Genomic DNA, 13,072 nt, shown 5'->3' on the forward strand with positions numbered 1-13,072 from the left:
GTGGGAGGAGAACAGCCATGGCACGACGGTATCCGTGGGTGCTGGCCCCGGTGCCGTGGTCACCGGACCTGGAGTTCACCCGGGGCCGCTGGCACGGCAAACCCTTGCTCTCGCACAACACCGCACCGCGGAACCTGCTCGCTACGCGCCGCCAACTGCGAGCGCTTGGAAAGCGTCCGGGTGGGCAGGATCCGGTGGCGTTCCTGTACTTCCGTTGCCGCAAGGCCGCGAAGATCGTGCACGCCAACCTGTACCTGATCGAGCACGCGAAACCGGTCCGGCCGATGACCCCGGCCCGCCACGCCGCGCTGGCTGCCGCGATGGCCGCGCGCCGCACCTGCCGTGAGTGCTGCGAAACCGGCTGGGCCGAGCTCCCCCGAGCGCACCGCACGTGCGAAGCCTGTCTCTATCGCGCCGGCCTGGCCCCGGATTCCTACCTGCACGACTACCTGATCGGAGAACCGACTTTCGACGCGGCCGGCCACGCCGCGCTGCCCGCGGCACCACCACGCACTCCCACCCACCCCGTGACGGAGGCAACCCGATGATCCCCACCCTCACCACCGACCACCAGCCCGCCGACGACCACCCGCCTGCTGACGCCAGACCGGCCCTGCCTGAGCTGGGGTTGGGCGGAACCCGCAGCAGCCACCGATGGGCCAGCGTCCCCGGCAACTTCGACAAGCTCAACTGCCGTGCCCTGTGGCCCACCGACAACGACTGGGGAATCCCGGCCCTGCCGACCGCGGTGTTCGAGCCTGCTCGGTTGGTGGCCTACACCGACCGGCACGCCACCAGCACCGCCGGCCCCGACGCCGCGGTGCACTTCTTCCTCGACGACTACCGCTTCGAAGTCGTCTGGTCCAAACCGGAACGCGGCCTGTCCCGCTGCCGCACGGTCGGCGCGGCGCTGACCCCGGATTTCAGCCTGTACCGGGACATGCCGCTGGTGATGCAGCTGTGGCAGGTCTACCGCTCCCGCTGGTGCGGGGCCTGGCTGCTGCACCACGGCGTCACGGTCGTGCCCACGGTCAGCTGGTCGACGCCGGAGTCCTACCCGTTCGCGTTCGCCGGGATCCCGACACGGTCGGTGGTCTCGGTGTCCACGGTCGGAGTGTGGCGCGACCCGGTGGCCCGGGCGCTGTTCGCCGACGGCTACGCCGAAATGCTGGACCGCCTGGACCCGTCCCTGGTGCTGGTCCACGGCAAGCCACCAACCGAGCAGGTCCAGGGCGGCACGCCGGTGCGGTGCTACCCCTCGCGCTGGGACGGTGACCGCTGATGGGCGGGCGAGGTTCCTCCCTGGGCAAAGGCAACCGGCCGCCGGCCACCAGCGGCAGCGGCAGCGGCGGAGGCCCGGCGCGGGTGGAACCGGCCGTGCCCGAGGACGAGCAGGTTCCGGCGGAGGAGCGCGTCCGCGACGCACCAGAAGCTGACGCGGCCGACGCCGCGCCGGTCCCGACGACGCCGGCGGACGTTGCTGCACGCCTTGGCGAACTCGCCACCGAGGAACAGGGCGCCGCATACCTGCAAGAGCAGCAGCTCGCCCGCGAGGACCTGCTCGCCGTCGCGAGTGAACTGGGCATGACGCGGGTGGACCGTCTGAGCAACGCGAAACTGCAGGAGCGAGTGCTGAACCAGGCGATCAGCACCCGCAACAGGTTCGCCGGCCTGCGTGAAGGCTGGCAGGAACGACACGACCCGGCTGTCACGCCGTCGGCCAGGGTTCCTCAGGACGTCATCGAATCGCCGGCTGAGGAACCGCCCGAACGCGCCGACGCGCCGGCCGACCTCGCTCCGACCGCGGCCGCCGGAGACGCCAGCACACCGACGACCCCGGAGACGACCACCCAGCCCGCGGTCGAACGCCCCGACACAGCGCAGAACCCCGCCACCGAACAGTCCGCCGCGTCGGCGATCGCCACGCACCTGCGGGAAACCGCGACCACAGAACAGGGCTCGGCATACCTGAAGGACCAGGAGCTTGATCGAGAGACCTTGCTCGCCGTCGCGGGCGAGCTCGGCATCACGCGGGTGGACCGTCTGAGCAACGCGAAACTGCAGGAGCGAGTGCTGAACCAGGCGATCAGCACCCGCGACAAGTTCGCCGGCCTGCGTGAAGGCTGGCAGAAACAACGCGACCCGGCTGCGGCCCCGATGGCCGACGCCCCGGCCGCGCCCACCCCGGTGGCCGGCATGCCGTCCGCCGCGCCGCTGCTGCCGAACGCCTGGGGCGACCCGACCAAGAAAGACATCAACTTCCACGACGACGGCCAGATCGGTTCCGCGATCAAGAACATGGGCGAGGACGCCCGCATGGACGTCGATGGCGAGCCCGTCGCCAACGTGCTGGGACGCGTCGCGACCGACGTCGTGACCGGGCGGCGCACCGCCGCCGAAGGCGTCGAGGCCTACAAGAAGATCCGCGACCGCCTGCCCGAAGGTGGTCCCGCTCGCCAGAGCCTCGACGTCGCGATCACGCGCATCGACGCCCCACCCAGCGCCCCGCCTGCGGTCCCCGCCGGCGCACCCGAACCGCTCAAGGCGCTGATGAACGACCTGCACTCGATCCCGCTGCTACGGCGCGACCCCCGCGAGACCGAAAAGCTGCAGGAGATCCTGCGTGAGAACTTCGACGACGCCCCCGACGACGGCCCGATCCACCTCCGCAGGTTCGCGAGGGACCTTCGCGAGCTCAAGGGCCTGCGGCACGAGATGGAAGGCGACGCGGGCAAGTTCGACGTCGAACGCGCGATCGAGAAAGCGATCAACGCGCTCGACGGCAAGTCCGGGCCCTGACCGGACCTGCTCGGTTCGCGACCGGCGAACCGCGGAAACCCGCCGCCTTGAACGCGGTGCCGCTCTCAACCTAAGGAGATCACCGATGACGACCCGGGAAACGTGGCCGTGCGCGGACTGCGGGCACTGCCACTACGCGACCCAGGAATGCGCCGATCACATGTGGACCGACTGGTGCCCGTACGCGGGCCTGGACTGCCCTCCGGACGTCAAGGAGCGCAAGGCCGCGGCGGAGGCAGAGCTGCGTGCCCGCTTCGGCCCGAACCCGCGGCTCGACGACATCTTGCCGCCAGCCGAGGACTGACCCCACGGCGGCGCGAGCACCCACCCGCAGGGCTCGCGCCGCCACCTACCAGTCCCCTTCGGACACCGGCCGCATGAAGGCCGGTCGTGCCCGACGACAACCGGCCGGGCACGACCGGCACGCACCACCCAAGGGAGCACGTCATGCCTGACCTGGACACCGCGCTATCGGCCATCGACGCCGTCATAGCCGAACCTGAAGGCAGCACCAGCACCGTCTGCGGACACTGCGGGACGTCGCTGTCTGGCTCGCCCTCCGACGACTTCTGTGGCGAGACATGCCAAGCCGAGTGGCTGGCCGCGCACGCGGCCGGCCCCGACCCGGTCGACAACGGCGCGAGCCCGGATCGGGAACTGGCCGAGGGAGACCCGGCCCGGCCGATGCCGTACATGCCCGCACCGCCGCCCCCACCCGGCGGAGCGCAGATCTTGGACAAGGTCACCGCGTTCATCAAGCGGTTCAACGTGTTCCCGTCCGAGCACTGCGCCCCGATGCTTGCGCTCTGGTACGCCCACACCCACGCCGCCGAACACTTCTACGTCACCCCGCGGCTCATCCTCGACTCCGCCGAACCCGGCAGCGGCAAAACGCGCGTGATGGAGGTCGCGCAATTCCTGGTCCGGTCGGCTGAAATGACGCTCTCGGCCACCACCGCGGCTCTGTTCCGGCTGGTGTCCGACGGGCCGATCACCATCCTGTTCGACGAAGTGGACGCGATCTTCAACCCGCAGAAGGGCGGCAACACCGAGGATCTGCGCGCCATGCTGAACGCTGGCTACAAGCGCTCGGCCACCATCCCGCGCTGCGTCGGCGACGCTCGCGCCATGAAAGTCGAGCGGTTCAAGGTCTACGCCCCAGTCGTGCTGGCAGGCATCGCAGGACACATGCCCGACACCATCACCACCCGCGCCATCACCATCCACATGCGCCGCCGCGCACCCGCCGAATCCGTCGAGCCGTTCAAAGAACGCGTGGTCGAACGACAAGCTGCTCCGTTGCGGGACCAGCTCGCCGCGTGGGTGGGCAGCGTCGCCAACCAGCTCGGGGACGCTGAACCCGAGATGCCCGACGGGGTCACCGACCGCGCGGCCGAGATCTGGGAACCGCTGCTGGCCATCGCCGACGCCGCGGGCGAGCACTGGCCGGCCACCGCCCGCGCCGCCTGCACGCACTTCGTGGCCAGCAACAGCAACCGCAACGGCAGCCTCGGCACCCGGCTGCTGGCCGACATGCGGCGGATCTTCACCGACCGCAACACCGACCGCCTGCCCACCACGTTCATCGTCGCGGAACTGCTGGAGATGGAGGAATCCGACTGGAGCGACGTCAAGGGTAAGCCGATCGAGCCCCGCAAGATCGCTAACGAACTCGCGCGGTACGGGGTCAAGCCCGGGCCGTTCAAGTACGAGGGCAACACCGTCAAGGGCTACCAGACCACCGGCGACACCGGCCTCGCCGACGCCTGGAGCCGGTACCTGCCCACCGACCCCCGGCAGTGACGGTAACTGCGGTAACCACGGTAACCCTGCAGGTCAGACGGTTACCGATAGAAAACCGGTTACCGATGCAACGGTAACCGGCCGCCGGCCCGCCAACCCCGGTTACCGATACGACGGTAACCGGGGCACCTATCGGTAACCGTCTGACCAGGCAAGTTACCGAGGTTACCGCAGTTACCCCACCTGCCAGCCCTCCCCGGCACCCCGCATCGGTAACCGCACTTGCTTCCCACCCCGCGCCCGGTCCCGGTGTAGGGGCGCACCCGCTTCCGGAGGTCAACTCGCCATGGATACCCGGACCCTCGCCACCACCCGCAGCGTGCGACACCAGCTGACCGCACGGCGACCCAGTACTCCCACAACTGCCCCGGCTACCGGAGGTGCACTTTGAGCCAAACGATTCAGCCCAAGTGGCACACAGTGTCCGAAGTAGCCCAGATGCTTGGCTACGGGCTCTCGAAGACCAAGCAACTTGTTGCCACCGGTCAGATTAGGTCCATTAAGGACGGCGGAAACCGCCGAGTCCTGCCTGCCTGGGTCGACGACTACATCAACCGACTCGTAGAGGAAGCAGCCTGATATGGCGAGCAAGGGACGCGCAAACGGCGAAGGCTCGATCTACCCGTTCCGCAACGGATTCGCCGCGTACGTGTGGGTCACCACTCCGACCGGCGAAAAGAAACGCAAGTACGTCTACGGCCCGACTCGGGAACTGGTCCACCAGAAGTGGCTCAAGCTTCACCAGGCGGCCAAGAACGGCCCGGTGGCGACGTCGGTACCGCGCTTGCGCGAGTACCTGCACTACTGGCTGACGGAGGTGATAAAGCCGAACCGCGCGCCGCTGACGTACGTCAACTACGAGCTGTTCACCCGGCTCTACATCAACCCGACGTTGGGCGGCCAGCGTCTGGACAAGCTCGGGGTGCGCGACGTTCAGAAGTGGATCAACGCCATTCCCGGGATCTGTCAGTGCTGCGCTCAGGGGAAGGACGCGCGGCGCGCCGAGAAGGACCGCCGGTGTTGTGCGCTGAGTATCCGCCGATGCTGCAAGGACGCGCCGTCAGCCCGGACCGTCTCCGACATCCGAGCGTGTCTGCGGGCGGCGCTGAACCACGCGATCCGCGAGGAGCTGATCGGCCGGAACGTCGCTGAGCTGGTGTCGCTCCCGACGGTCCGTAAGCGCAAGAGGACGGCCTGGACGAGCGAGGAAGCTCGGAAGTTCCTGGAGTCGGCCCGAGACGCCCGGGACGCGATGTACGCCGGGTACGTGCTCGCTGTCGTCATGGGCCTGCGCAAGGGCGAGATTCTGGGGCTCACCTGGGACGCGCTCGACTTCGACAACGGCGAGTTGGCCGTCAGTCACCAGCTCCAGCGCGCTGGCGGCGAACTGCTGCACCGCGAGACGAAGACGGCCGCGTCGGACGACACCATGCCCCTGCCGTCCATCGTCGTCACGGCACTGGAGAAGCGCCGGCGGGAACAGCTCGCCGACCGGCAGGACGCTGAGGTGGCCTGGCACCCGAACGACCTGGTGTTCACCACCAGATACGGGTTGCCGATCGACCCCCGGAACTTCAACCGGTCCTGGGACAACCGGGTCGCGCGCTCCGGGGTTCGGAAGATCACCGTGCACGATGGCCGGCGGTCCTGCGGGACGCTACTGGTCGACCTGGACGTGCACCCCCGGGTGATCATGCGCATCCTGCGCCACGCCCAGTTCTCGATGACGATGGAGATCTACTCGCAGGCGTCCTCGAAGAAGACGCGGGACGCGCTCAAGCGTCTTGGCGAGAGCCTCGATGAGTAGCGTCACTGCTGTACTTTGCTGCTATCAGGGCAACGAAAAGGGCCGTCCACTCTACTGTGGACGGCCCTTGACCTGCGGTGGAGCTGAGGGGAATCGAACCCCTGACCTTCTCGATGCGAACGAGACGCGCTACCAACTGCGCTACAGCCCCTTGATCGTGCTCGTAGAGCTTAGCAGTGCCCTACGAGCACGACACGCGGGGGGTCACTCTCCGACGGCCCGGCGGTAAGGCCCGGTCCCGGGCTCGTCGAGCTCCTCGAACGCCGGGTCTTCGTCGTCCAGGTCGACGACGACCGCGCTTCGGCGGATGCGGGATGTCGGCGACGGGCGGCGTTCCACGATCTCGCGGCGGGCCGGCTCGACGACCTCCACGGCGGCGGCGTCGTCGGCCTCGTCCTCCAGCTCCACGTCGTCGTCAACGGAAGCCGAAACCGACGGCCGGGGGCCGGGCTCCGACGGACGTCGCGGGGCGCGCGTGCTGTTGAAGCGCGCAAGGCGGCGCTGGCGGATCTCCTCCTCGATGCGCACCTGGCGGCGCAGGTAAACGAGGTACCCGACCAGCACGACGTCGGCGACGGCGTGGCCCCACCAGACGAGCGGGAACAGGAAGCCCGCGACGCCGGCGGTGATCACCGCGACGACGAGCAGGATGACGACGACGCGCTGCCGGAAGCTGTACTTCGCGCGGGCGGCCATCTCCGCCGCCTCGGGGTCGAAGCCGCCGCGGCCCGGCCGGTAGCCGGCCCGTTCGCGCTCGCGTTCGGCCCGCCGCTCGGCACGGCCCGGCTGTGGGAGCGGTTCGGGCTCTTCCTCGTCGAGGTCGTCGTCGAGTTCGAGCTCCGCCTCCAGCTCCGCGAGGTCGTCCTCGACCGAGGGCCGGGACTTCACCGGATTGGACTTGACGGGACTGTCGGACATGGCGAATTCCTCCCGGTCTTCGTTGCGTCCACCACCACTGCGCACGACCCTGGCCGCCAACGCGGAGTCAGCGGTCCTCGCGACCTGCTGCCGCCGGCGCGCGACCATGGGCACGAGAACGACGAGCCATGCCGCGGCGAGCGCGACGATGATCACGGAGCTGGGCATCCCCCGTCACCTCCCCCGAATCCTTCACCTGAAATCACGCTAGTCACAGGAGTAACAGATCGGGCGGAGGCTCGCCGGGTTCGATCACGGAAATGCCTCACCGGATTAGGTGAATCTCACAGCATGTGGTAACGCGCTCACAGCCCCGGATGGGTAATCACCGTCAGGCGTAGTCGGCACGCCCCGCCGCGACCAGCCGCGACACCAGCCCGGCGCCGGTCTCTTCGCGCGTGACGGCGAAGCAGTAGTGGTCCCGCCAAGCACCGGCGACGTCGAGGTAGCGCTCGAACAGCCCCTCCTGCCGGTATCCCGCTTTGGTGAGAACCCGCAGGCTGGCGGCGTTCTCGGGGCGCACGGTGGCCTCCAGCCGGTGCAGCCCGGACGCGGCGAAGGCGTGGTCGGTGACCAGCGCGACGGCGGCCGTCGCGACCCCGCCGCGGACGATTTCGGACGAGACCCAGTAGCCGATCCACGCGGACCGCAGCGACGCCCGGACGACGTTACCGACAGTGATCTGACCGGCCAGACGACCGTCGAGGGTGATCGTGAACGGCAGGCACTGACCACGCCGTGCGAGCGACCGCAACGCCGCCCACTGCGACGGCCACGACCAGAAAGCGTTGCGTTCGGGCCACGGCCCGACGCCGGTCGGCTCCCACATCTCGAGGTGCGCCCGGTCCCGGAGCCGGATCCGGCTCCACTCGCCGGCGTCGCGCAGCCGAACCGGCCGGATCGCGACCTCCCCTGCGGGCACCCGCAGCGGGCCGAGCCGCGACGGCCAGCCCGGGTGCCGGCTTTCGACCGGGTAGGAGACGCCCGACACGGAGTTCATCAGGCCCGTTGCGCCAGGAAAGTGACCTGGACCTGCTCGCCCGCGGCGACCTCCGTCATCTCCTCCGGCACGTTGATGAGGCAGTTCGCTTCGGCCAGCGACGCGAGCAGGTGCGCCCCGGACTGGCCGAGCGGCTGGACCAGGTACTCGCCGTTGGCCTCGTCACGCAGGAGCTGCCCGCGCAGGAAGCCGCGCCGGCCCTCGGTCGAGGTGATCGGCGAAAGCAGCCGCGCGCCGACGATCCGCCGGTGCGGGTTGCGCGTGCCGCGGGCCGCCCGGATGAGCGGCCGCACCAGCACCTCGAACACCACCAGCGCGCTCATCGGGTTGCCCGGGAGCAGGAACGTCGGCACCGAGTCGGGACCGAGCCTGCCGAACCCCTGGACCGAGCCGGGGTGCATCGCGATGCGCGTCGCGTCGATCCGGCCGAGGTCGGACAGCGCCGAGTGGACCTCGTCGCCGGTGCTGCCACCGGCACCGCCGGCGACGACCACGATCTCCGACATCAGCAGCCGGCCTTCGACGATCTCCCGCAGCCGCTTCGGCTCGCTCGACACGATGCCGACCCGGCTGACCTCGGCGCCCGCGTCCCGCGCGGCCGCGGCCAAGGCGTAGGAGTTGACGTCGTAGACCTGCCCGACCGACGGCGTCCGGTCGATGTCGACCAGCTCGTCGCCGACCGACACGATCGAGACCCGCGGCCGCGGGTAGACCAGCACCTTCGCCCGGCCGACCGCGGCGAGCAGGCCGACCTGCGCCGACCCGATCGTGTCGCCGCTGCGGACCGCGACGTCGCCGATCTGGACGTCCTCGCCGGCCCGCCGCACGTACCCCGCCGACGGCACCGAGCGGTGCACGGTGACCTTGGCCTGGTGCCCGTCGGTGTAGGCGAGCGGCACGACGGCGTCGGCCAGCGTCGGCAGCGGCGCGCCGGTGTCGACGCGCACCGCCTGGCCCGGCTGGAGCCGTCGCGGCTGGCGCGAGCCCGCCGCGATCTCGCCGACCACCGGCAGCTGCACCGGTTCCTGCCCGGCCGTGCGCACGTCGACGCTGCGCACCGCGTACCCGTCGACCGCCGCCTGGTCGAACCCGGGCAGCGCGTGCTCGGCGACCACCTCCTCGGCGCAGAGCAGTCCCTGGGCCTCGGAGATCGCCACCCGCACCGGCCGGGGCCGGACGGCGGCGTCCAGCGTCATCGCGATCTGCGACTCGACCGAGCGGAACTCGGCCTCCTCGTCCTCGGCCACTTCGGGCCGCGCCTCGTCGAGGGATTCCGTCATGGGCGATCTGTCCCGATCCGTTCCGTCAGCCACGCCCGTAAAGATGGACCGTACTCGGGCGTTTCAAGCGCGAAATCGACCGCGGCGCGCAGGAAACCACCCGGATTCCCCAGGTCGTGACGTCCGCCACGGTGCACGACGATGTGCACGGGGTGTCCTTCGGTGATCAGGAGCGCGACCGCGTCGGTCAGCTGGAGCTCGCCGCCGGAGCCCGGGGTGATGCGCTTCAGCGCGTCGAAGATCGCCCGGTCGAGCAGGTAGCGGCCGGCCGCGGCGAAGGTCGACGGCGCGTCCTCCGGCTTCGGCTTCTCGACCATGCCGTGCACCTGCTTGACGTCGTCCTCGCCGGTGTCGCTGACGTCGAAGACGCCGTACGGCGAGATCTCGGCCTTCGGGATGTCGAACGCGCAGAGCACGCTGCCGCCGTGCTTGGCCCGCACCTCGCTCATCCGCTCGAGCACGCCGGTGGGCAGCACGATGTCGTCCGGCAGCAGCACCGCGACGGCCTCGTCCTCGGGCGTCAGGTTCGGCTCGGCCTGCGCGACGGCGTGGCCGAGGCCGAGGGCCTGCTCCTGAATGGCGGTCTCGACGGCCAGCAGAGCGGGCCCGCGGCGGACCTTCGCCAGCAGCTCGGTCTTGCCCTTGGCCTCGAGGTTCGCCTCCAGCTCGGGCTGGTCCTCGAAGTACTTGACGACGGCTTCCTTGCCTGGCGAGGTCACGATGACCAGGCGTTCCGCGCCGGCGGCCGCGGCCTCGGCGGCGACCAGCTCGATCCCCGGTGTGTCCACCACGGGCAAGAGTTCCTTGGGCACGGCCTTCGTCGCCGGCAGGAAGCGTGTACCGAGCCCTGCGGCAGGCACGATGGCGGTTCTGAACGTCTTGGAGGTTGCGGCGCCCGTCATGGGCGCAAAGCCTAACGTGAGGCCATGCATGCGCTGGGCAATGAGCACCTGAGCAAGGCGGAGTGGCGTACCCGCCTCACGCGCGCTAGAGCGGAACAGCCCGCCGAATCGCACGCCCACGAGGCATCGGCGCTGGTCAGTGCGGTGTCGAAGGTCACAGCCACGACCGTGTGCGCGTACCTGCCGTTCGGCACCGAACCGGGCACGACGGCGCTCGTCGACGCGCTGGCCGCCGGCGGGGCGCGGGTCCTGCTGCCGGTGATCGCCCCGGCCCCCGGTCCACTGGACTGGGCGGAGTACACCGGCGAGGCCGATCTCGCGCCCGGCCGGCTGCGCGGCTTCCTCGAGCCGAGCGGAAAACGCCTGGGTGCCGCCGCCGTGGGCGCGGCCGAGCTGGTCCTGGTGCCCGCGCTGGCCGTGGACCGCCAGGGTGTCCGCCTGGGCCGCGGCGCCGGGCACTACGATCGCTCGCTGGTGTTCGCCGCGGCCGGGGCGCGCCTGCTCGCCGTCGTCCGCGACGAAGAGCTGGTCGACCGGCTGCCCGGACAACCTCACGACGTGCGGATGAGCGGCGTCTTGACCCCGGGTCGAGGCGTGCTCGAGCTGCCGATGTGAGCAACGAGGAATTGCGTTCGGGGAATGCTTTCAAGCACAATCTAGTTGGCACTCTTGTCGGATGAGTGCCAGCAAAGGAGCCCTCAGTGCCTACGTACCAGTACGCCTGCAAAGAATGCGACCACCGGTTCGAAGCCGTGCAGTCGTTCTCGGACCCCAGCCTGACGGTCTGCCCGCAGTGCTCCGGCCCGCTCCGCAAGGTCTTCAGCTCGGTCGGCGTCGTCTTCAAGGGCAGCGGTTTCTACCGCACCGACTCGCGTGAAGCCAGCAAGTCGAGCACCACCTCGACCCCGGCGAAGAGCGAGGGCAAGAGCGAAGGCAAGTCCGAGTCGAAGCCGGAGACCAAGACGGAGTCGAAGCCCAAGTCCGACTCGGGCTCGGCATCCTCCTCCTCGGGTACGACAAAAACCGCCGCCGCGGCCTCCTGAGCCCGGAGTTATCCACAACACCCCGGTTGTCCACAGGGTGCGGGCGAGGCCCTTCCGGCGGCCCGTCCGCTGCTCCTAACGTCGATCTTGTGCGGCACGTGGCCGCACCCGATCCGACCGAGGAGCACCTGTGGACGTCTTGGCGAAGCTCCGCACACTCGATCTCACCCGGCTGCCGAGCCGGCGGGCACGGCTGCTCCGCCGCTGGCTCGCCGTCGGCCTGCTGCTGACCGGGATCTTGCTCGTCGCGCATCCAGGCTCCGCGCGGGGCGCACCGACGACCCCGACCGTCGTCGCGGCGCGCGATCTCCCGTCCGGCGCGACGCTCCGCGCCGCCGACGTCCGGCTGGCCGATTTCCCCGGCGAGACACGCCCTTCCGGGGCCCTGAGCACCCTCGACGTCGCCGCCGGGCGGCTGCTGGCGGGCGCCGTCCGCGCCGGTGAACCCCTGACCGACGTCCGGCTGGCGATCACCATCCCCGCTTCGGGTGATCCGGCGACGGCGACCGTGCCGGTCCGGCTCGCCGACGCGGCCGTGGCCGAACTGCTGCGCCCCGGACAGCGCGTCGACGTCGTGGCCGCGCCGGGCGGGTCCGCGTCCGTGCTGGCCAGTGGGGCCACGGTGGTGACGATCTCGTCACCGGAAGCCGGCTCGGCGCGTCCGCTCGCCGGACCGGCCAAGGGACCGCTTGTGCTGCTTCGGCTTCCGGAAGAAGTCGCGACGAGGGTGGCGGCGATTTCACTGGACCGTCCGGTAACGGTTACTCTCCGCTAGCCCGCGTCCGCCGAGACGGGCGACGGCATCCCCCGGCAGGCTTCGGGGCGGTGGAGCACCGTCCCCGTTCGTGAGGAGAACCAGTGCTCAAGGGTTTCAAAGACTTCCTGATGCGCGGCAACGTCGTCGACCTCGCCGTCGCGGTGGTCATCGGCTCGGCGTTCACGGCCATCGTCACGGCGTTCACCACCGGCCTCGTCAAGCCGCTGATCAACACGATCGGCGGCACGGACGCCGCCAAGGGCCTCGGCTACCAGATCTTCGACAACAACCCCGGCACGTTCCTGGACTTCGGCAACGTGATCAACGCGGCGATCAACTTCGTGCTGGTCGCGGCGGTCGTCTACTTCGTGATCGTGCTGCCGGTGAAGCACGTGCAGGAGCGCCGCAAGCGCGGCCAGGAGCCGGGCCCCTCGGAGCCGACCGACGTCGAGCTGCTCATCGAGATCCGCGACCTGCTGCGGGCCCAGGCCCAGCGCGACGGCGGCCGCGGCTGAGGTCAGCGGTCGTGGTGCGGCGGCCGGTTCTCCCGGTACCAGTCGTCCGGGAGGCCGGTGCGCCGGTCCGGGTCGCGCTCGTCGGAGGTCGTCTCGGGCAGGACGTCCCCGAAGATCTCGTCGACCCGGCGGCGCTGCGCGCTGCCGGCCTGGTGGTCGCGTTCTTTGCCCGGCATGGCCCCAGTGTCCCACGACGCGTTCATTGACAACTCCAGAGCGAAGGAACGCTCTCGTCCGGGCGGTGCCCG

16 protein-coding genes and 1 tRNA gene are annotated in these 13,072 nt (G+C 70.1%); 11 read left to right on the forward strand and 6 right to left on the reverse strand.

Going from position 1 to position 13,072, the window contains the following annotated elements; all coding sequences use genetic code 11:
• The first annotated feature begins 17 nt into the window (after nucleotides 1-17).
• The 7 genes from OG439_RS32610 to OG439_RS32640 all read left to right on the forward strand — a co-directional run bounded on the left by OG439_RS32610 (nucleotide 18) and on the right by OG439_RS32640 (nucleotide 6,409).
• Entirely contained in the window at nucleotides 18-548 is a 531-nt protein-coding gene (locus tag OG439_RS32610; protein ID WP_326944538.1) for an RRQRL motif-containing zinc-binding protein, read from the forward strand.
• Entirely contained in the window at nucleotides 545-1,282 is a 738-nt protein-coding gene (locus OG439_RS32615) for a DUF4417 domain-containing protein (protein WP_326944539.1), read from the forward strand. The genes OG439_RS32610 and OG439_RS32615 overlap by 4 nt, the downstream gene beginning before the upstream one ends.
• 95 nt (nucleotides 1,283-1,377) lie before the next feature.
• The gene (locus OG439_RS32620) at nucleotides 1,378-2,799 is read left to right on the forward strand and encodes a hypothetical protein (RefSeq protein ID WP_326944540.1); all 1,422 of its coding nucleotides are present in this window, start codon (nucleotides 1,378-1,380) and stop codon (nucleotides 2,797-2,799) included.
• Nucleotides 2,800-2,884: 85 nt separating this feature from the next.
• Complete coding sequence (locus OG439_RS32625; protein ID WP_326944541.1) at nucleotides 2,885-3,103, forward strand: hypothetical protein; 219 nt, start codon at nucleotides 2,885-2,887, stop codon at nucleotides 3,101-3,103.
• A gap of 143 nt (nucleotides 3,104-3,246) precedes the next feature.
• Nucleotides 3,247-4,602 carry a DUF3631 domain-containing protein gene (locus tag OG439_RS32630; protein WP_326944542.1) on the forward strand — a complete coding sequence of 452 codons (1,356 nt, stop codon included), beginning with the start codon at nucleotides 3,247-3,249 and terminating at the stop codon, nucleotides 4,600-4,602.
• A 420-nt stretch (nucleotides 4,603-5,022) separates the two neighbouring features.
• Entirely contained in the window at nucleotides 5,023-5,181 is a 159-nt protein-coding gene (locus OG439_RS32635) for a DNA-binding protein (protein ID WP_326944543.1), read from the forward strand.
• Nucleotide 5,182: 1 nt separating this feature from the next.
• The gene (locus OG439_RS32640; protein WP_326944544.1) at nucleotides 5,183-6,409 is read left to right on the forward strand and encodes a site-specific integrase; all 1,227 of its coding nucleotides are present in this window, start codon (nucleotides 5,183-5,185) and stop codon (nucleotides 6,407-6,409) included.
• Between the two features lie 78 nt (nucleotides 6,410-6,487).
• Here the strand turns inward: OG439_RS32640 and OG439_RS32645 are convergent.
• From OG439_RS32645 to OG439_RS32665, 5 genes are all read right to left on the reverse strand, one after another.
• A tRNA-Ala gene (locus tag OG439_RS32645) sits at nucleotides 6,488-6,560 on the reverse strand.
• Between the two features lie 53 nt (nucleotides 6,561-6,613).
• Nucleotides 6,614-7,495 carry a divisome protein SepX/GlpR gene (sepX, locus tag OG439_RS32650; protein WP_326944545.1) on the reverse strand — a complete coding sequence of 294 codons (882 nt, stop codon included), beginning with the start codon at nucleotides 7,493-7,495 and terminating at the stop codon, nucleotides 6,614-6,616.
• Between the two features lie 163 nt (nucleotides 7,496-7,658).
• Entirely contained in the window at nucleotides 7,659-8,327 is a 669-nt protein-coding gene (locus OG439_RS32655) for a GNAT family N-acetyltransferase (protein ID WP_326944546.1), read from the reverse strand.
• Entirely contained in the window at nucleotides 8,327-9,607 is a 1,281-nt protein-coding gene (gene glp / locus OG439_RS32660) for a molybdotransferase-like divisome protein Glp (protein ID WP_247058075.1), read from the reverse strand. Before glp ends, OG439_RS32655 begins: the two co-directional genes overlap by 1 nt.
• Nucleotides 9,604-10,509 (reverse strand): UTP--glucose-1-phosphate uridylyltransferase, encoded by a 906-nt coding sequence (locus OG439_RS32665; RefSeq protein WP_326944547.1) that lies wholly within the window; start codon nucleotides 10,507-10,509, stop codon nucleotides 9,604-9,606. The genes glp and OG439_RS32665 overlap by 4 nt, the downstream gene beginning before the upstream one ends.
• Before the next feature lie 24 nt (nucleotides 10,510-10,533).
• On the opposite strand from OG439_RS32665, the gene OG439_RS32670 reads away from it, so the two are divergent.
• The 4 genes from OG439_RS32670 to mscL all read left to right on the forward strand — a co-directional run bounded on the left by OG439_RS32670 (nucleotide 10,534) and on the right by mscL (nucleotide 12,824).
• Nucleotides 10,534-11,124: a 5-formyltetrahydrofolate cyclo-ligase gene (locus OG439_RS32670; protein ID WP_326944548.1), complete on the forward strand. Its 591-nt coding sequence runs from the start codon at nucleotides 10,534-10,536 to the stop codon at nucleotides 11,122-11,124.
• An 86-nt stretch (nucleotides 11,125-11,210) separates the two neighbouring features.
• Nucleotides 11,211-11,552 (forward strand): FmdB family zinc ribbon protein, encoded by a 342-nt coding sequence (locus OG439_RS32675; protein ID WP_247058081.1) that lies wholly within the window; start codon nucleotides 11,211-11,213, stop codon nucleotides 11,550-11,552.
• A 130-nt stretch (nucleotides 11,553-11,682) separates the two neighbouring features.
• Nucleotides 11,683-12,327 (forward strand): SAF domain-containing protein, encoded by a 645-nt coding sequence (locus tag OG439_RS32680; protein ID WP_326944549.1) that lies wholly within the window; start codon nucleotides 11,683-11,685, stop codon nucleotides 12,325-12,327.
• An 83-nt stretch (nucleotides 12,328-12,410) separates the two neighbouring features.
• Entirely contained in the window at nucleotides 12,411-12,824 is a 414-nt protein-coding gene (gene mscL, locus OG439_RS32685) for a large-conductance mechanosensitive channel protein MscL (RefSeq protein ID WP_326944550.1), read from the forward strand.
• Between the two features lie 2 nt (nucleotides 12,825-12,826).
• On the opposite strand, the gene OG439_RS32690 is transcribed toward mscL, so the two are convergent.
• On the reverse strand, nucleotides 12,827-13,000 hold the full coding sequence (locus OG439_RS32690; RefSeq protein ID WP_326944551.1) for a hypothetical protein: 174 nt from the start codon (nucleotides 12,998-13,000) through the stop codon (nucleotides 12,827-12,829).
• Nucleotides 13,001-13,072 lie beyond the last annotated feature (72 nt).

This window comes from Amycolatopsis sp. NBC_01307 (assembly GCF_035975215.1).
In the GTDB taxonomy this organism is placed as follows: Bacteria; Actinomycetota; Actinomycetes; order Mycobacteriales; family Pseudonocardiaceae; genus Amycolatopsis.